This window comes from Pseudomonas sp. AFG_SD02_1510_Pfu_092 (assembly GCF_003331055.1).
GTDB lineage: Bacteria > Pseudomonadota > Gammaproteobacteria > Pseudomonadales > Pseudomonadaceae > Aquipseudomonas.
Genome location: NZ_PUQD01000007.1, coordinates 1 through 19,191 on the forward strand (window position 1 = coordinate 1; position 19,191 = coordinate 19,191).

Genomic DNA, 19,191 nt, shown 5'->3' on the forward strand with positions numbered 1-19,191 from the left:
GGCGTGGGCCTGGCGCGGGGTTACCACCAACGCCCGGCGCTGACCGCCGAACGCTTCGTGCCGGACCCGTTCAGCGCGAGCGGCGGGCGCCTGTACCGCACCGGCGACCTGGCGCGCTACCGCGCCGACGGGGTAATCGACTATGCCGGGCGCATCGACCACCAGGTGAAGATTCGCGGCCTGCGCATCGAACTGGGCGAGATCGAAGCGCGTTTGCTGGAGCTGCCGAGTGTGCAGGAAGCGGTGGTGCTGGCCCAGGATGGGCCGAACGGCAAGCAACTGGTGGGTTATGTGGTACCTGCCGACAGTGCGCAAACACAAGGCGCACTGCGCGAAGCACTGAAGGCCAGCCTGCCGGACTACATGGTGCCGACGCACCTGTTGCTGCTCGACGCACTGCCGCTGACGCCGAACGGCAAGCTGGACCGCAAGGCCCTGCCGCAGGCGGATGCCAGCCAGTTGCAGGGCGAGTACGTCGCCCCGCAAAGCGATCTGGAACAGCAGATCGCGGCGATCTGGGCCGATGTGCTGAAGCTTGCACAAGTCGGCCTGACCGACAACTTCTTCGAATTGGGCGGCGACTCGATCATCTCGCTGCAGGTGGTCAGCCGCGCTCGTCAGGCAGGCATCAAGTTCACGCCCAAGCAATTGCTGCAGCATCAGACCGTGCAGGGGCTGGCCTCGGTCGCGCGGCGCAACGCAACACCGGTGCTGGAGCAGGGGCTGATCAGCGGCCCTGTGCCGCTGATTCCGGTGCAGCGATGGTTCTTCGAACAGCGGCTGGCAGTACCTGAGCACTGGAACCAGTCGGTGCTGCTCGAGCCTGGCGAGGCACTGGATGGCGACCTGTTGCGCAGGGCGCTGGACGACCTGTATGCCCATCACGATCTGCTGCGGCTCAATGCCCGGCAGCAGGATGGCCACTGGCAAGCTGCGCTGGCCGCGCCAGCCGCTACCGAGTTGCTGTGGCTGCGCGAATGCGCTGATGCCGAGGCGCTGGCACGCCTGGCGGAACAGGCCCAGCGCAGCTTGCATCTGGCCCAGGGGCCACTGTTGCGTGGCGTGCTGGCAACGCTGGCGGACGGCAGCCAACGGCTGCTGCTGGTCATCCATCACCTGGTGGTGGATGGCGTGTCATGGCGGATTCTGCTGGAAGACTTGCAACAGGCCTACCAGGCACATGCCCTCGGGCAACCCGTGCAGTTGCCGGCCAAGACCAGCGCATTCAAGGCCTGGGCCGAACAGCTGCAGGCCTATGCCGCCAGCCCGACGCTGCAGCATGAGCTGCGCTATTGGCGTGAGCAACTGCAAGGCGCCAGCGATGGGTTGCCTTGCGATCACCCGCTGGGCGAAAACCTGCAGAAGCACGCCACATCGGTCAGAACCCGGCTGGACGCCACCTGGACACGCAAGCTGCTGCAACAGGCCCCCGCCGCTTACCGCACCCAGATCAACGACCTGTTGCTGACCGCACTGGCCCGTGTGGTCAGCCGCTGGACCGCGCAGGCGCAGGTGCTGGTGCGCCTTGAGGGCCATGGCCGTGAAGAGCTGTTCGAGGGCCTCGACCTGAGCCGCACGGTGGGCTGGTTCACCAGCATGTACCCGGTCCGGCTCAGCCCGCAGCCCGAGCTGGCCAGCTCGATCAAGACGATCAAGGAGCAGCTGCGCGCGGTCCCCGCCAAGGGCCTCGGCTACGGCGTGCTGCGTTACCTGGGCAGCAGCGAAGCGCAGCAGAGCCTGGCGGCGCTGGCCCAGGGTTCGATCATCTTCAACTACCTGGGGCAGTTCGACGGCAGCTTCGACCAACAGACTGGCCTGTTCAAGCCGGCCACCGAGAGCGCCGGCCCGAACCAGGCCGAGGACGCGCCACTGAGCGGCCTGCTGGCGCTGAACGGCCAGGTGTATGGCGGCGAGCTGACACTGGGCTGGACCTTCAGCCGGGAGCTGTTCGACAGCGCGACCATCCAGCGGCTGGCCGATGCCTATGGTGAAGAGCTCAAGGCGCTGATCGAGCATTGCTGCCAGGCGGGCAACCGCGGCGTCACGCCATCGGACTTCCCCTTGGCGCGCCTGAGCCAGGCGCAACTGGATGACCTGCCGGTGCCTGTCGCGCAGCTTGCCGACATCTACCCGCTGTCGCCGATGCAGCAGGGCATGCTGTTCTACACCCTGCAGGAGTCCGCAGCGGCGCTGTACATCAACCAGACCTCGGTGGATGTGCACGGCCTGGACATCGAGCGCTTCGTCGCGGCCTGGAACCAGGTGATCGCCAGCCACGACATCCTGCGCACGGTGTTCCTGTCATCGGCGCAGTGGCCCGAGCCGTTGCAGCTGGTGCTGCGTCAGGCCAGCCTGCCGCTGCGCCTGCTCGACTGGCGCGGCCGAGAGGTGAGCAACGAGGCCTTGCAGGCGCTGGCAGGCGAAGATGCCGCCGAAGGTTTCGACCTGACCTGTGCGCCATTGATGCGGCTGACCCTGGTGCAGTGCGATGAGCTACGCCTGCACCTGATCTGGTCGCGCCACCACATCCTCATGGATGGCTGGAGCAATTCGCGCTTGCTCGGCGAAGTGCTGCAGGTGTATCACGGCCGGCCTGTCGGCCACGCGGCGGGGCGCTTTGCCGATTACCTCCGTTGGCTTGGTGAACAACCGCCGGGCCGGCTGGAGCAGTTCTGGCGCGAGCAGCTACAGGCCCTGGACGGCCCGACGCTGTTGGCCGACAGTATCGCGCCGCAAGCGGACGGCGAGCGGGGCGGGCACCAGGCGCTGTACCTGCGCTGGGATGCGCAGCGCACGCAACAGCTGCGCGACCAGGCCCGGCGCCTGCGGGTCACCCCCAACACCCTGGTGCAGGCCACCTGGCTGTTGCTGCTGCAACGCTATACCGGCCAGGCCACGGTATGCTTCGGCGCCACCGTAGCCGGGCGCCCTGCCAGCCTGGCGGGCGCAGACCAGATGCTGGGCCTGTTCATCAACACCCTGCCGGTGGTACAGACGCCGCAACCCCAGCACATCGTCAGTGACTGGCTGCAGCAGCTGCAGCAGTACAACCTGGAGCTGCGCGACCACGAGCACGCGGCGCTGGCCGATGTGCAGCGCTGGGCCGGGCGGCCCGGGCAAGCGCTGTTCGACAGCATCGTGGTGTTCGAGAACTACCCGGTCGATGAGCGCTTGCGCGAGGGTGGCGATGCCAGCCTGCGCTTTGGCGAGGTGCGCAACCGCGACGTCACCAACTATGCCATGGACCTGGCGGTGCAACTGGGCGAAACCTTCTCGGTGGAGTTCCTGTACCTGCGCAACCGCTTTACCGAAACGGCCGTCGAATGCCTGCGTGGCAGTTTCGAGAGTTTGCTGTCGGCCATGCTCGACAACCCTCAGGCGACGCTTGGCAGCCTGGGCATGCTGACGCCGGCACAGCTGCAGCACGCCGGCTTGCGCAACCAGCTTGGCGCAGCGGGCCGCGCGCAGCCGCTGCTCGCCGAGCGTATCGCCGGGCATGCCCAGGCGCGTGGCGAGGCGCTGGCGGTGATCTGTGGCAGCCAGCAGTTGAGCTACGCGCAGCTGGATGCGCGCGCCAACCGCCTTGCCCGGCACTTGATCGCCCAGGGCGTACGTCCGGAAACCTGCGTAGGCATTGCCCTGGAACGCTCGGTAGAGATGATCGTGGCGTTTCTGGCGGTGATGAAGACTGGCGCTGGCTATGTGCCGCTGGACATCGATTACCCGGCTGAGCGCCTGCAATGGATCATCGAGGACTCGGCCATGCACCTGCTGATCACCAGCAGCGGCCTGCGCCAGCGCTTTGCCGAGGTCGCGCGCTGTGTCGAACTCGAGCAGCAGGTGCTGGAGGATCTGCCGGCAAGCGCGCCTGAACAGTGCGCGAGCGCCGATAACCTGGCCTACCTGATCTACACCTCCGGCTCCACCGGCAAGCCCAAGGGCGTGGCGGTGAGCCATGGCCAGATTGCCATGCACTGCCAGGCGATCGCCCGGTTGTACGAGATGGACGCGCAGACCCGCGAGCTGCTGTTCATGTCGTTCGCCTTCGACGGCGCCCAGGAGCGCTGGCTGTCGACCTTGTCTTCAGGTGGTTGCCTGGTGGTCCGTGACAATCGGCTGTGGACGGCCGAGGAAACCTGGCAGGCGCTGCATGCCCAGCGTATCGACATCGCCTGCTTCCCGCCGGCCTACCTGCAACAGCTGGCCGAGTTCGCCGAGCGCCAGCCGCAACCCGCGCCGGCGGTGCGGGTGTACTGCTTTGGCGGCGATGCGGTGCCGGATGCCCTGTTCGAACAGGTCAAGCGCACGCTGCGCCCGCGCTGGCTGACCAATGGCTACGGGCCGACCGAAACCGTGGTCACGCCGCTGCTGTGGAAAGTGCCGGTGCAACAACGCTGTGGCGCGGTGTATGCGCCCATCGGTGAGCGGGTTGGCGAGCGCACGCTGCACGTGCTGGACCAGCACCTCAACCCGCTGCCCGATGGCGTTGCCGGGGAGCTTTACATTGGTGGCGCCGGCGTGGCGCGCGGCTATCACCAGCGCGCGGCACTGACGGCCGAGCGCTTCGTCGCCGACCCGTTTGCCAGCGGTGGCCGCCTGTACCGCACGGGTGACCGGGTTCGTCGTCGCGCCGATGGCGTCATCGACTTCCTCGGGCGGCTGGACAACCAGCTGAAAATTCGCGGCTTCCGCATCGAGCCGGGCGAAATCGAGGCGCGCTTGCGCAACCTGGCAGGCGTGCGCGATGCGGTGGTGGTGGCGCGGGACATCAGCCAGGGCAAGCAACTGATCGGCTACGTGGTGGCGGCCAGCGCTGAGGTCAGCGCCGAGGCATTGCGTGCAGCCCTGCGCGCCGACCTGCCGGAGCACATGGTCCCGGCCCGGTTGGTAATGCTGGCGGCGCTGCCGCTGACGCCCAATGGCAAGATCGACCGCAATGCCTTGCCAGCGCCGGAATTTGCCGCAGGCCGGGCGAAGGTCGCGCCGCGCAATGCCATTGAGCAGGCACTGGCCGCGATCTGGCAGGACGTGCTCGAGGTGGAGCAGGTCGGGGTCGATGACAATTTCTTCGAGCTGGGCGGTGACTCGCTGCGTGTGCTCAGGATGTTGTCCAGGGTGCGTGCCTGCGAGGCGTTGCCCATTGAGCTGAAACTGCGCGATGTCATGGCCCGGCCGACCATCGCCGAGTTGTCGGGATATGCACCCGAGCAGACCAGCCTCGACCCGCTGTTGCTGCTCAACAGCCGAGTGCGCGCCAGCACGCCGTTGTTCTGCCTGCATGCCGGGTTCGGCACGGTGTTCGATTACGAGCCGTTGGCGCGCCGGCTGGAGGGCCGCTGCACGGTGTATGGCCTGCAATGCCGGATGCTGCTGGACCCTGCCTGGGTGGATGAGTCGCTGGAAGCGATGGCGATCGACTACGCCCAGTACATTCGCCAGAAGCAGCCTGAAGGCCCTTATCAGCTGGCGGGTTGGTCGTTGGGCGGCAGCCTGGCGGTGCTGGTGGCGCGAGAGTTGGAAAACCAGGGGCAGCGGGTTGCCGCGCTGGCCTTGGTCGACAGCTTCGTGCCTGCGGCGGGGCAGGCGGTGCAGGAGAGGGATTGGAGCGCTGATCTGCGAGGCTTCCTGGCCGTGGTGCTGGGGGTTGCGGCTGATGCGCTGGTGGTGCCGGCGATCCCGGCTGGCAGTACTCGGGAGGCGGTGGAAGGCGTGATCGAAACGCTGCGTGCCGGCCAGGCAGCGGAGTCGGCCTATGTCGATATCGGCGATGCCGACCTGGCGCAGACCTTTGTCGTGGCGATGAAGCTCAAAGAACTGTCGCGTCAGTTGAGCCAGTTGCCGGCAACCCAGGCAGCGGCGAGTTGCTGGTGGGCGGGCGAGGGCGCGCATGGGGGGAGCATTGCCGGTAGCGGTGAGGATATTGGTATCGATGCTGGGCACTACGACATCCTTGAGCATGCGGATGTGCTTGAGGGGATGATTGCCAGGTTGATGCTGGCAGAGCCGGTAAGCCAGTAGCTCCGCGGTCTCTGTGGGAGCTGCCATGCACCGCGTCGCCTGCTTCGCGGGCTTGCCCGCTCCCACAATGGGTTGGGCGTACGCCTCAGGCTTGCGCTGAACCCTGTGGGAGCGGCTTTAGCCGCGAACACCGGCGCAGCCGGTGCCATGCACCGCGCCGCCTGCTTCGCGGGTGAACCCGCTCCCACAGAGGACGGTGCAGCACCGGGCTACGCGGTACCTGTGGGAGCGGCCGTGGCCGCGAACACCGGCGCAGCCGGTGCCATGCACCGCGTTGCCTGCTTCGCGGGCTTGCCCGCTCCCACAATGGGTTGGGCGTACGCCTCAGGCTTGCGCTGAACCCTGTGGGAGCGGCTTTCGCCGCGAACACCGGCGTAGCCGGTGCCATGCACCGCCAGGCACAAAAAAAGCGGCGCTTCCCGAATAAGGAGGCGCCGCTTTTTTGTGGGGTGGTCAGAAGTCGTAGCGCAGGTTCAGCGTTGCGTTTCTCGGCGCGCCGTAGTGGCCGTAGTTGCCGGCCAGGCCTGCGTAGTACTTCTTGTCGAACAGGTTGTCCACGTTCAGCGTGGCGGCCAGGTGCTCGCTGATCTTGTAGCGGGCCATCAGGCTGGCCACGGCGTAGTCTTCCTGGGTGATCCGCGTGTTGTAGCGGGTGGCCAGGGATTGCTGGGAATTCCAGTTGACCCCGCCGCCGACGGTCAGGCGGTCCCATTCGCCAGGCAGGCGGTAGGTGGTCCACAGGCGGAAGGTGTCCAGCGGCAATTGCGACGTCAGGCGAGTGCCATTGGCATCCTCCGTGCGCGAATGGCTGTAACCGGTATGAACTTCCAGCCCGCGAGCCACTTCGCCGGACAGTTCCAGATCGATGCCCTTGGTTTCGGCGCCGCTGACCGCGCGGTAGGCGGTGGAGTTAGGCACCCCCGGCACGCCGAAGCCGGTGTCTTCTTCTGCAAGGTTGTCACGCTTGATCAGGTAGATCGCGGCGTTGGCGTTCAGGCGGCCGTCATAGAACTCACCCTTCCAGCCCATTTCATAGTTCTGCCCGATCACCGGGTCCAGCACCTTGCCGGTACGGTCGCGGCTGGTCTGGGGCTTGAAGATATCGGTATAGCTGGCGTACACCGACTGCTCATCGGTCAGGTCATAGATCAGGCCCGCATAGGGTGTGACTTCGCCGCGCTCCTGCAAGTGGGAAGGGTTGCCGATACCCGTGGTCAACACCACCTGGTTCGAGTCCGAACGATAACTGGTAGTACGAGCACCGAGGATCATGTGCAGGTCGTCGGTGAAGTTCAGGCGGGTAGCGATGAAGTAGCCGGTCTGGCGAATGTTCAGGTCATAGTCCAGCAACGGTGAATAGCTGCCAGGTTGCGGTAGGCGGTTGCCCCACGTGTAGAAGTTGAATGTGGCTTCCCCAGCCGTTCCGGTGAAGTGGTTGTTCTCGTAATCCATGTAGTCGAAGCCGGTGACCAGCTCGTGTGTCTGGCCAAACAGTTCGAAAGGCCCCTGCAGCGTGATGTTCATGCCCCGTTGAACCTGATGGGCATCGACTTGCAACAGGTCGGCCTTGGCGTTGCCGGTGGCCTGGTCGAGGGTGGAAACCCCCGCCCCGGTGCGGTAGAACGCCGACAGCGAGTCGCGATCGACATCCATGTAGTTGCCGGCCATTTTCAGCTGCCAGCCATTGCCAAGCTCCTGGTCCAGGCCAAAGGAGTAGTTCTTGGTGGTGTAGTCCTCATACATCCAGCGCGGGCCGGAGCTGGTCGAGCGGGAGAAGTGGGTGGGTTGGCCATTGCTGAAGAACAGCGGCACGCCCGGTGCGCCGTTGGCGTCGTAGGTCTGGTAGTCCATGCCGAAACGTACGGTGGTGGTGTCGGTCAGGTCGGCCTCGAGCACGCCGTAGACCAGGTCGCGGTCCTGGCTGTACCAGTCCATGTAGCTCTGGTTGCTCTGCTTGGCAGCCACCAGGCGGCCACGCAGCTTGCCGCTTTCGATCAGCGGCCCGGACACATCGGCCTCGGTGCGGTAGTAGTCCCACGAGCCCACGCCGGCCTGCACATAGGACTGGAATTCACGCGTCGGGCGCTTGCGCACCATGTTCACCACGCCGTTGGGCTCGCCGGCACCGGTCATCAGGCCGGTGGCGCCGCGGACGATTTCGATGCGGTCGAACATGGCCATGTCCATCAGCGTGTTGGGCATGTTGCGCGTCAGGTAGTCCTGCGTGGTGTTCACCCCGTCGAGCTGGTAGGTGCTGATTTCCGAGCCGCGCGAATAGATGTGGAAGCGCTCGCCACCGTCCTGGGACATGGTGATGCCCGGGTTTTGCTTGAGCACATCGGTGATCGTCGCCAGGTGCTGGTCGTCCATCTGTTGCCGGGTGATGACGCTGATGCTTTGCGGCGTTTCGCGGATCGACAGGTTCATCCGGGTGGCCGTGCTGGTCACGCCGGTGGTGTAGGAACCAGTGCCTTCGGTAGTGGCCCCCAGGCCCATGCTATTGACGTTGGTCGCCGAAAGTTCGACCTGGCCGTCCTTTGCGGCAGAGCTCGCCGTGACGGTCACGCTATTGCCGTCGATCTGGTAACGCAGGCCGCTGCCACCCAGCAGGATGCTCAGCGACGTCGCCAGGTCATGGCGCCCTTGGAGGGCGGTGGAGCGCAGCCCGCTGATGTCCTCGGGGCTATACAGCAACTGGCTGTCGGTCTGCCGGGCCAGGGCCTGCAGCGCCGAGTTCATCGGCTGCGCGGGAATGTCCAGGGTCCATTCCTGCGCGTGCACCTGGGTAACCATCGCGGTGGCCAACGCCAGGCCAAGGCCGATGCGGGACAACGCGCGTTGGGGACGCAGGGAATGACGGATCAGTAACGCTTTGGCAAGCGGGTTGAGCGGGCCGGGCAGGGACTTGGACATCTATTGCGGTCTCGTTGGCAGAGGGTTTTTTTCTATGTCAGCTATAAGACGCAGCACCTGGGAAAAACCGGAACGATTCTTATTGGCGATTTTTTCCGCGGCTGCTGCGTTAACCGCGTCACAACTTCACAGGTCGCGTGCTACGCGAAAGCCGAGGAAGTCGCCACGGGTGGTCTTGAGCCGGTCGTTGCGGTTGGCCGAGCGGGAGAAGATCGGCGGCTCGCCCCAGTCGTTGCCGCGCATGTGCGCACGGATGCACGTGGGGTCCTGGACCCAGGCGCTGCCGTCAGTGGGCGCGCCTTCGTAGCTGTCGTGGTAGCAGTCGGCGACCCATTCGTAGACATTGCCGTGCATGTCGTACAGGCCGAAGGCGTTGGCCGGGTAGCTGCCCACCGGGGCGGTGAAGGCATAGCCGTCCTTGGGGCCATAGGTGTTGGCGTGCTTGCTGATCTCGTACGTGCCCGGTTCGTCGAAGGGGAAGGGGAACGGGCCTGTGGAGCCGCCACGAGCGGCATATTCGCGTTCGGCTTCGCTGACCATGCGGTAGGGCTTGCCGGTGGTTTTCGCCAGCCAGCGGGTGTAGCCCTGCACTTCGTCATAGTCGACGCACACCGCTGGTTGGCGGGGGCCTTGCGGGTAGCTGGGCTTGCTGGCTTCGCACCAGCGGCCTGGGCGGTCGTCGCCGCTCTTGATGACGGTGCCGGTGGCCTCGATGTAGGCGTCCAGTTCGCCAGCGGTGACCTGGTAGCGGCTGATGGCGAACGGTTTGGCGAAGGTCACGGTGTGCAGCGGGCCTTCGTCGGGCTGGCGGCCTACTTCGTCGTCAGGGGCGCCCATCACGTAGCTGCCGGCGGGCAGCACGACCATTTCCGGGCAGTCCTTGCAGTCCTTGAACACGTCGCCGGGCTTGGCGGCGTGGGCATGGGCGCTGGCCAGCAGCAGGCAGGTGATCTGGGCTGGCCGGCAGAGCCAGGCGGATACGTTCATCGGTGGTCCTCGAAGCGGGTGAATGCGGGCTGCGTTTCGCATTCAGACGAGTCGGGGTAGCGGGAAATTAATCAACATCCAAGGTGGCGCTCCCACAAAAGCTGTTTGCAAGGCATGGGGCACCGGGCTATAGTCCAGCCCATTGTTCTCTCCCCGAAGACCTGTTCATGCCAGCCAGCCCTTCCACCACAAACTTTGCCATCGCGCCAGTCGCGGGCGGAGTCGTGCGTGGCTGCCAGCAGCCGGCGATGATCAGTCACTATCCACCACCACCTGTCAGTGGCGTTGTAGGCGGCGTAGCTCCGCCTCCTTGCGTGGTCGTGCTGGGCTGATCGGCTTCTGGCCGCATCCCTTCGCACACGCAACCTACTGAACACGGTCGGCACTTCCCAAGCGCAAGCGCACGCCGGCCGTCTGGCTTATCTGCCTACTATCAGGTGGCAATACATGTCTGTCTTCAACAAAGCATCCGTGGCCTCGGCGGCCACTACCAGCCTGTTCGTCCTGCTGTGGAGCAGCGGGGCGATCGTTTCCAAGCTGGGCCTGGCGCAGGCCAGCCCGTTCGCCTTCCTGCTGTTGCGCTCGGCCCTGGCCCTGGCCGGGCTGCTGCTGATCGGCCCGCTGCTGCGGCTGCGCTGGCCGCGCAGTCGTGGCGCCATCCTGCGCGCCCTGGGTACCGGCTGTGTACTGCTCGGCGCCTACCAGATCTTCTACCTGCTGGCGCTCGACAGCCAGGTCACCCCCGGCATCATGGCCACGGTGATGGGGGTACAACCGATCCTCACCGTGGTGCTGATGGAGCGCCAGCGCTCCTGGAGCCGGCTGTTCGGCCTGGGCCTGGGGTTGGCTGGGCTGATCATGGTGGTCTACCAGGGCATCAACCTGGGCGGGGTGTCGCTGGTGGGGATGCTGTTCGCCCTGCTGGCGCTGGCCAGCATGACCGTTGGCTCGATCCTGCAGAAGCGCATCAGCGACAACCCGATGGGCACGCTGCCGTTGCAGTACCTGGCCGGCTTTGCCCTGTGCGCGCTGTTCGCGCCGCTGCAGCCGCTGCAGGTGCAATGGACCGGCGGCTTCGTCGGCGCGCTGCTGTGGATGGGCCTGGTGGTCTCGCTGCTGGCGACCTTGTTGCTGTACCGGCTGATCGCCAAGGGCAACCTGGTCAATGTCACCAGCCTGTTCTACCTGGTGCCGGCCGTGACCGCGGTGATGGACTTGCTGATCTTCGGCAACCGCCTGGCGCCGCTCAGCCTGCTGGGCATGGGGCTGATCGTGGTGGGCCTGCTGTTCGTGTTCGGCAAGCCCGCCGCGCGCGTGGCCGAGGCGTAGGCGCTAGCGGAACTCTTCGGGGATGGGGTGGCGCAGTACACCCTCCTCGAAGTCCAGCAGGCCGGCTTCGCGCTGGGTGAGCAGGTAGTAGAGCAGGGTGTCGAGCGAACGCTGCGGCGGGACTTCGACTGCCAGCATCTTCACGGCCTGCTCGGTTTCGCAGTTGCAGCCGAAGTCCTGCAAGGCCGCGCGTACCTGGTCGAGGCTTTCCGGCGGCTTGACGATGACCCGGAACACCGAGCTGCCGCTGCTGCGGCGTAGCTCGGTGAACCAGGTTTCGCCGGCCTGTTCGCAGGTGCCGATCACATCGCCGGGGGCGATGCCATAGACATGGAAGGGAATGTTGTCGACGGCATGGCCGCCATCGACCGCCTTGGCCCACAGGCCCTCGACCGAGGCCGGTGGGTAGCCGTTCGCGTCCTGCTGCAGGCGGAACAGGACCTTCTTGTACGCGCCGGTCATATCAGCTGCGCGCCGGGCGCAGCACCAGCCACAGCGCCACGCCAATCAGCAGGCCGCCGTACAGGTGGGCCATCGACAGCGGCTCGTCGAGCAGCCACGCCCCCCACACTACGCCGAACACCGGGATCAGGAAGGTCACGGTGCTGGCTTTGACCGGGCCGATTTCTTCCAGCAGGCGGAAGTACAGGATGTAGGCGAAGGCCGTGCACAGCAGGCCCAGGCCCAGCAGCGACAGCCATACCTGCCAGCCGCCCCAACTGGCCGGTGGCTGGCTCAGTGCGCTCCAGGCGAACAGCGGGCTCAGCAGCAGGGTGGCGCCGAGCATGCTGCCCAGGGCCGACAGGCGGCTGTCCAGGCCGCTGACCCAGCGGCGCGCGAGGAAGCCGGCAAAGCCGTAGCAGGTGGTCGCCGCCAGGCAGGCGAGGGCACCTTGCAGCAGGGCCAGGTCGAGGGCTACCGGGCCGGCACCGCTGAGAATGCCGACGCCGAGCAGGCCGAGGAAGATGCCGCAGAGCTTGGCCAGGGTCATCGGTTCGCGGAAGCACAGCACGCCGATCAGCACGCCCATCAGCGGCGTGGTGGCGTTGAAGATCGCCGAGTAGCCGGCGGGCAGCACCTGAGCGGCCACCGAATAGAAGGTGGCGGGGATCCCGGAGTTGATCATGCCCAGTACCAGGCAGGCGCCGAGCTTGCCCTGGAAGTCCCAGCGCACGCGGGCTGCGGCAAGCAGTGCGACCAGCCCCAGGCAGGCGATGGACACGCGCAGGAACGCCGTCGGCAGCGTGCCCAGCTCGGGGGCGATGATGCGCATGAACAGGAAACTCGCCCCCCAGACGGCGGCAAGGGTCAGCAGGCGGGCTAGGGCGATGGGGCTCACAACGGTCTCCGGAGGCGGGGCAGGGCGCGAGTGTACGCCAGGGGGCGGGGGGATTCTTGTGCTTTCTTGCGGTGTAAACCTGTGCTGGCCTCTTCGCGGGTAAACCCGCTCCCACAGGTACTGCACAGCTTTCAAATGTGATGCCCTCTCTGTGGGAGCGGGTTTACCCGCGAAGAGGCCGGTGCCGACACCCCTGTTTCGGACAAGCAGACTAAGCTCTGTATCTCACCCTTGCCCCGAGGCCCCCCGCATGCCCCAGCCTAGGCCCGCCGTCGAAATCGCCCGGATGATCCTCGCCGGCTTCGACGACTACCGCGACCACTTCCAGCGCATCACCCTCGGTGCCCGCCAGCGCTTCGAGCAGGCGCGCTGGCAGGAGATCCAGCACGCCGCCGCCGCGCGCATCAACCTCTACGAAGAGAAGGTCGCCGAGGTCAACGGCTGGCTGCGTCAGGGCTTTGCCGAGGAGGTGCTGCTCGACGTCGAGCAATGGCCACTGGTGAAAAATGCCTACATTCACCTGATCGACCCGCGGCTGGACGATGAGCTGTCCGAGACCTGGTACAACTCGCTGTTCTGCAGCCTGTTCAGCCACGACCTGATCAGCGACGGCTGCATGTTCATCCATACCACCCGGCCCTCCATGCGCGGCCGCGAGCGTGCCGCGCAAACCCGTACCTATCACCCGGACGACGGGCTCAAGGGCCTGCTGCGCGCGGTCTTCACCGATTACCCGTTCGATGTGCCGTACGCCGACCTGGAGGGCGACCTGACGCGCCTGCAAGCGCAACTGCGCGAGTGCCTGCCGGACTGGGTGTGCAAGGACCCGGCGCTGGCGCTGGAGCTGTTCGTGCCGGTGCTGTACCGCAACAAGGGGGCCTACCTGGTCGGCCGGCTGTTCAACAGCGATGAACAGTGGCCGCTGGTCATCCCGCTGCTGCATCGCGAAGGGCACGGCATCGAGGCCGACGCGCTGATCACCGACGAGGCCGAGGTGTCGATCATCTTTTCCTTCACCCGCTCGTACTTCATGGTCGATGTGCCGGTGCCGGCGGAGTTCGTCAATTTCCTCAAGCGCATCCTGCCGGGCAAGCACATCGCCGAGCTGTACACCTCGATCGGCTTCTACAAGCACGGCAAGTCGGAGTTCTATCGGGCGCTGATCAACCACTTGGCCAGCAGCGACGACCGCTTCGTCATGGCGCCGGGGGTGCGCGGCATGGTCATGAGCGTGTTTACCCTGCCGGGCTTCAACACTGTGTTCAAGATCATCAAGGACCGTTTTTCGCCGTCGAAGACGGTCGATCGTGCCACGGTGATCGACAAGTACCGGCTGGTGAAAAGCGTCGACCGCGTCGGGCGCATGGCCGATACCCAGGAATTCGCCGACTTTCGCTTCCCGCGCAGCAAGTTCGAGCCGGAGTGCCTGGCCGAACTGCTGGAGGTGGCGCCATCGACCGTGGCGCTGGAGGGCGACACGGTGCTGATCCGCCACTGCTGGACCGAACGGCGCATGACCCCGCTGAACCTGTACCTGGAGCAGGCCAGCGAGGGCCAGGTGCTGGAAGCGCTGGAAGATTACGGCCTGGCCATCAAGCAGCTGGCGGCGGCGAACATCTTCCCCGGCGACATGCTGCTGAAAAACTTTGGCGTCACCCGTCATGGTCGGGTGGTGTTTTACGACTACGACGAAATCTGCTTTCTGACCGAGGTGAACTTCCGCCATATCCCGCCGCCGCGTTACCCGGAGGACGAGATGTCGGGCGAGCCGTGGTACTCAATCGGGCCGCATGACGTGTTCCCCGAAGAGTTCCCGCCGTTCCTGTTTGCCGATATCGGCCAGCGCCGGTTGTTCAGCCGCCTGCATGGCGAGTTGTATGACGCGGATTACTGGAAGGGGCTGCAGACGGCGATACGCGAGGGGAAGGTGATCGATGTGTTTCCGTATCGGCGCAAGGGGCGCTGACAGTATTTCAGCAGGCCCGGCCTCTTCGCGGGTAAACCCGCTCCCACAGGCACGGCACAGGATTCAAACTAGTGGGGTCCCTGTGGGAGCGGGTTTACCCGCGAAGAGGCCAGGCCTGCTTTTCACCGTCACCCCTTCAAACACTTCAACTCACTGAAATCAGTACGAACCTTGCTCAATTTTTCCTGCAAAAACTGCCGCTGCTGCGGGGTACTCTGCTGCACCAGGTCCACCAGCAAACTGCGCGCCTGCTGCTCGGTATTCTGAAACGCCGCCCGGTACTCCGGCGTCCACAAGCTTTCCTTGCGCTGCAGCAACGTCGCCAGGCGTGGCGCGAAGCTGGCGTCGTTGCGCTGGTTCATCGCCAGCAACAGCTGCTGCTGCCAGTGCGCGCGATTGGCGATCCACTGGCGGTTCTGGTCGCCCAGCGCCTGTGACCAGGCCTGCACGCGCTGTTTCTGCGTGGCGCTCAGCTCGCCAAACCAGGGCGTCAGGCGCTTTTCCATGCGCTCGGCCCGGCGGGCGATCTGTTTCGCCAGTGGCGTGTCCACGTACTGCTTCTGCCGCTCGGCGATGTCGTCGCGGAAGGCTTCGCGCATTTCTGCCACCTGGGCGTCGCTCATGCCACGCAGCAACTCGGTGGCCGACGGGGTAATGGCCTCGGCCACCCGGCCAATCGCCGCACGGGCTTCGCGGGTGCGCTGCTGCAGGGTCTGGTCGGTCACCTGGCCGTCGGCGACCATGCCGCGTATCCGGTCGAGCCAGTCGAGGTAGCCGGGCAACTGGGTCTTGCAGTGCCAGGCCAGGTGCTCGCGCAGGCGCTCGTCCAGCAGGGCCTTCTGCTCGCGGTTCATGGCCAGGTAATCGTCCAGCGACCACGGCACCAGGCGGTCGAGGTTGCGGTAGGCCAGGTCGATGCGGCTGCAGGCAGCCAGGGCCAGGGCGAAGCCGATGGCGATGAGCAGGGCTTTGAACAGGCGTAGCGGCATGTGCTGTTCCTTGCAGGGGCTGGCCAGACGGTAGACGCGACGAGGGGCTGACGGTTCCACTGCATCAGCGGTCGGGCGACGCGCTGGCTTTGAGTCTAGCGGCCTAGCCGTTGTCGGCGCTGTTCACCACGTAGATTTTCTGCCAATGTTCGCTGAGGCTCTGGCCAGAGCGGCGCATCATTTCAGGACGGTGGATGAGAACATCAGAGAAAGGCAACCTTCAGAACGGTTATCGCCGCATCATTCCTTCGATGACCGCGCTTCTGGAGTTCGAGGCGGTTGCCCGTCACAGCAGTTTTACCCTCGCCGCGCGGGAGCTGGGCGTAACCCAGGCGGCAGTGAGCAAGCAGGTTCGGCAGCTTGAAGAGAACATTGGCGTTCAGTTGTTCCAGCGCTTTCACCGTGGCGTTAGCCTGACCCATGAAGGGCAGACGTTGTTTGCCGTAATGTCTGAGTCGCTTCAGAAGGTCGCAGCAGTATTCGATCGCCTGGCAGAGGGGCGTGCTGATCAGCAACTGGTACTGAGCACGACCGCGACTTTTTCTCAGCTGCGAGTGATGCCGCGACTGAGCTCGCTCCAAGCCGCCTTGCCGCACATTCGCTTGCGCCTGGCCACACAGATGTTCACCGGTGACCTGCGCGACCATGACATCGATCTGCTGGTGCGTTATGGCACTGGTAAATGGGCGGATGGCACTGCCCTGCATCTGTTCGACGAAGAAGTGTTTCCAGTGTGTTCGCCGGCTTGGCTGGCGCGCAACCAGGCGCCCGACTCGCTGGAGGCGCTATACGGCGCGGACCTGCTGGATGCCGATGCCACCACCGAAGGCTGGATGACATGGCCAACCTGGTTCCGAGCGTTGGGCGGGCACCCCCCCAAGCTTGATTACCGTCTGCGCTGTCATCTGTATACCGATACCATTCAGGCAGCGCTGCACGGGCATGGCGTAGCACTGGGCTGGGGGCGGATGCTGGATCATCTGCTCGAATCGGGCGACCTGGTCCGTTTGTCAGACCTGAGCATAAAACCCCAGGAGGCCTACTACCTGGTGGTGCCCCATGGGCGCGACATCACGGCCATGGGGCTCAGCCTTGCCGAGTGGTTACGATCATCGCCAGGGTGAATCATGCGAAGGGCTCTGCGCACGCGTCGCAGAGCCGAAAAACGCTTTCATCAGCCCTCGAGAAAACTGGCATCGAAGGGATAGTGGGTCAGCAGCTCGTAGCCGGTCTCAGTGACCAGAAACTGGTTTTCCAGCTTGATGCCGTCACGTCCGCCGACTTCTCCGACATAGGCCTCGACGCACAGCGCCATCCCGGGCTCCAGCACGCCTTCGTAACCATAGGCCTGCAGATCTTCGGGGTAGCGGATGCAGGGATATTCGTCACACAGGCCCACGCCATGGAACATGACACCGTAGCGCTGCGCCCGGCATGATTCAGGGAGCCGGTGGCCCTTGCCGGTGAGTTCAGTGAAGCGCACGCCAGGCCTGATCATTTCGATATTGTGGGTGATATGTTCGTGAGCTATGCGGTACAGCCGTTTCTGTTCGGCAGTGGGCTCCAGGCCGCCACAGATCCAGCTACGGGACATATCGACGCACATGCCATACACACCGATCAAGTCGGTGTCGAATGACAACAGATCACCATTGCTCAGAACGCGCGGCCCGGACTCCTGGAACCAAGGGTTGGTGCGTGGCCCCGAGCTTAGAATCCGCGTCTCGATCCATTCGCCGCCCCGGCGGATATTGCCGGCATGCAATACGGCCCATACGTCGTTTTCTGTCATGCCTTCGCGCAATGCCTGGTGCATCTCCGAGACGGCTGCTTCACAAGACGCGACCGCGCAACGCATGGCCTTGATTTCATCGGGCCCTTTGATCGCCCGAGCGAACTCGGTAACTTCCTGACCACTGAAGAGTTCGATGCCAAGCGCATCCAGTGCCCGCACACCCGCCAATTCGATGCGGTCGACAGCAAGGCGTCGATTGGCGCCTGCATGCTGTCTGAGGATGTCCTCGACTTGCAAGGCAAAGCGTCGAGCATGCTCATCGGTGCGATCGCCTGTCTCGAAGTAGAAAAATGAAGCGCCGCTGCGCAGCTCGCTGATGAGCGGCAGATGTGCACTCAGGTGATCGCAGCCATGGAAATCCCAGAGCACAACGTGCCCGCTCGCTGCGATGAAACATGCGCGCGCGGGGTTGTGGGTGGTCCACAGTTGCATGTTTGTCGTATCGGTGGCGTATCGAATATTCAGCGGATCGAACAGCAGGATGCCGCCCAGGTCGCGTGCGATCAGTTGCGCGCGAATACGCTCCAGCCGATACGCTCGCATCGTTGGCAGATGGGGCGCTTGCAAGCCCAGCGCATGCCATTCCGCAAAAGCGAGTGGCGTAGGGCCGATTTCCGTCCGGTCGTTGTCGTCGATCGAGCCGTCAGCCTTGAATGCCGAGTTACGCTGGCGTGCAGGGTCAATGCGTCGATGCTCAGGGTTGATAGAAAAGGGTGCCGACATTGCGGTCTCCAGGCAATACTCAGGGTGTGCTGGCTAACGACTGAGGCAGTATTGGCGAAAGGAAAAATCGAAGGCAGGCGCGCCTGCCTTCAACATTGACGGTCAGTTGCTCGCCTGGGTGCCAGCGGCCCTTGCCGATTGAAGCCATTCATCAAATTGTTGCCGATGGGCGGCTATCCACTCGCTCGTGTGGCGATGAATATCGTCCGGGCTTTTTTCACCCTGTTGCATCTTCAGGTTCTGCGCGCTTTCATCAGCGGTGCTGATCTTCATCAGCGACAGGAACTTCAAGGCCGCCGGGTTCTTTTGCGCGAACTCCTTGTTCAGGACCGCTTCGACTTTATCGACGGCAAACCCCAGGTTCTTGCCTTTGTAAGTCGTGTCGATATCATTTTTTCCGCCGGGCAGGTCTGTTTCAGGAACCTCCAGCCAGACCACATCCTTGTCTTCCACAAGCACATTGGCGATCCACTGGGGCACCCAGGTGAAGTAGAGGATCGACTTTCCTTCCTTGTAGCGCGTAATGGTGTCGGCCATCAGGGCGAAGTAAGAGCCCTGGTTGACGTGAACGGTTTTTTCGAGGCCGTAGGCTTTCATCTGGTGATCAATGATAAGTTCACAGCCCCACCCGGGGTTGCAGCCAGTCAGATCCGCTTTGCCATCGCCGTCAGCATCAAATAGTTTGGCAAGTTCAGGCTGTTTCAGGTCAGTGATGTACTTGATGTTATGGGCTTCAGCGGTTTTCTTGTCTATAAGGTAGCCTTGAAGCACACCAGGCATGATCTCGCCTGTTTTCACCATGACATCGTCACCGCCAGCCTGCTGATAAAACTTTTCATGCAGCTTGTCCCAAAGGTGCACGGTGAAGTCCGCATCGCCGTTAGCGAGTGCCATCATCATGACACCATAATCAGTCTCCTTGGGCTCTTGAACGTTGTAACCAAGTTCGCGAAGGCCTTGCATTGCGATTTCGCCGCGGAAACGCTCTTCGGCGATCGGTGGAAATATCGGGGTGATTTTAACGCCTTCCCCGGGGTTGGTGGACGCAAATGAACTCAGCGCTGTAATGGCGAGGTAAAGTGCAGTCGCGGTTTTAAGGGCTCGGCGCGGAATTTTTATCATGGACATGGTG

Annotated in this window: 11 protein-coding genes; 4 read left to right on the forward strand and 7 right to left on the reverse strand. The window is 64.2% G+C overall.

The window, feature by feature from the left end; all coding sequences use genetic code 11:
* Positions 1 to 6,018, forward strand: a 6,018-nt coding sequence (locus tag C6A77_RS04895; protein WP_114168269.1) for a non-ribosomal peptide synthetase, incomplete at its 5' end; no start/stop codon positions are given.
* A gap of 453 nt (positions 6,019 to 6,471) precedes the next feature.
* Here C6A77_RS04895 and C6A77_RS04910 read toward each other — a convergent pair.
* A complete protein-coding gene (locus C6A77_RS04910) occupies positions 6,472 to 8,931 on the reverse strand; it encodes a TonB-dependent siderophore receptor (RefSeq protein ID WP_114168272.1) in 2,460 nt (819 codons plus the stop codon).
* Between the two features lie 126 nt (positions 8,932 to 9,057).
* A complete protein-coding gene (locus C6A77_RS04915) occupies positions 9,058 to 9,918 on the reverse strand; it encodes a formylglycine-generating enzyme family protein (RefSeq protein ID WP_178082373.1) in 861 nt (286 codons plus the stop codon).
* A 447-nt stretch (positions 9,919 to 10,365) separates the two neighbouring features.
* Here C6A77_RS04915 and C6A77_RS04920 point away from each other — a divergent pair, with 447 nt between their 5' ends.
* Positions 10,366 to 11,247, forward strand: a complete 882-nt coding sequence (locus C6A77_RS04920; RefSeq protein ID WP_114168273.1) for a DMT family transporter — start codon at positions 10,366 to 10,368, stop codon at positions 11,245 to 11,247.
* A 3-nt stretch (positions 11,248 to 11,250) separates the two neighbouring features.
* Here the strand turns inward: C6A77_RS04920 and C6A77_RS04925 are convergent, their stop codons facing one another.
* Together C6A77_RS04925 and C6A77_RS04930 are read right to left on the reverse strand one after the other, a co-directional pair.
* On the reverse strand, positions 11,251 to 11,709 hold the full coding sequence (locus C6A77_RS04925; protein ID WP_114168274.1) for a DUF4265 domain-containing protein: 459 nt from the start codon (positions 11,707 to 11,709) through the stop codon (positions 11,251 to 11,253).
* Position 11,710: 1 nt separating this feature from the next.
* Positions 11,711 to 12,586, reverse strand: a complete 876-nt coding sequence (locus tag C6A77_RS04930; RefSeq protein ID WP_114168275.1) for a DMT family transporter — start codon at positions 12,584 to 12,586, stop codon at positions 11,711 to 11,713.
* A 250-nt stretch (positions 12,587 to 12,836) separates the two neighbouring features.
* Between C6A77_RS04930 and aceK the strand changes: the two genes are divergently transcribed.
* Positions 12,837 to 14,552 carry a bifunctional isocitrate dehydrogenase kinase/phosphatase gene (gene aceK, locus C6A77_RS04935; RefSeq protein ID WP_114168276.1) on the forward strand — a complete coding sequence of 572 codons (1,716 nt, stop codon included), beginning with the start codon at positions 12,837 to 12,839 and terminating at the stop codon, positions 14,550 to 14,552.
* A gap of 128 nt (positions 14,553 to 14,680) precedes the next feature.
* Here aceK and C6A77_RS04940 read toward each other — a convergent pair whose 3' ends face one another.
* Positions 14,681 to 15,541 carry a DUF6279 family lipoprotein gene (locus C6A77_RS04940; protein ID WP_114168277.1) on the reverse strand — a complete coding sequence of 287 codons (861 nt, stop codon included), beginning with the start codon at positions 15,539 to 15,541 and terminating at the stop codon, positions 14,681 to 14,683.
* 194 nt (positions 15,542 to 15,735) lie between these two features.
* Here C6A77_RS04940 and C6A77_RS04945 point away from each other — a divergent pair, with 194 nt between their 5' ends.
* Entirely contained in the window at positions 15,736 to 16,665 is a 930-nt protein-coding gene (locus C6A77_RS04945) for a LysR substrate-binding domain-containing protein (RefSeq protein ID WP_114168278.1), read from the forward strand.
* A 50-nt stretch (positions 16,666 to 16,715) separates the two neighbouring features.
* Here C6A77_RS04945 and dddP read toward each other — a convergent pair whose 3' ends face one another.
* Together dddP and proX are read right to left on the reverse strand one after the other, a co-directional pair.
* Positions 16,716 to 18,059: a dimethylsulfonioproprionate lyase DddP gene (gene dddP / locus C6A77_RS04950; RefSeq protein WP_114168279.1), complete on the reverse strand. Its 1,344-nt coding sequence runs from the start codon at positions 18,057 to 18,059 to the stop codon at positions 16,716 to 16,718.
* A 102-nt stretch (positions 18,060 to 18,161) separates the two neighbouring features.
* Positions 18,162 to 19,187, reverse strand: coding sequence for a glycine betaine/L-proline ABC transporter substrate-binding protein ProX (gene proX / locus C6A77_RS04955; protein ID WP_114168280.1), 1,026 nt, complete (start codon positions 19,185 to 19,187; stop codon positions 18,162 to 18,164).
* Between the last annotated feature and the right edge of the window lie 4 nt (positions 19,188 to 19,191).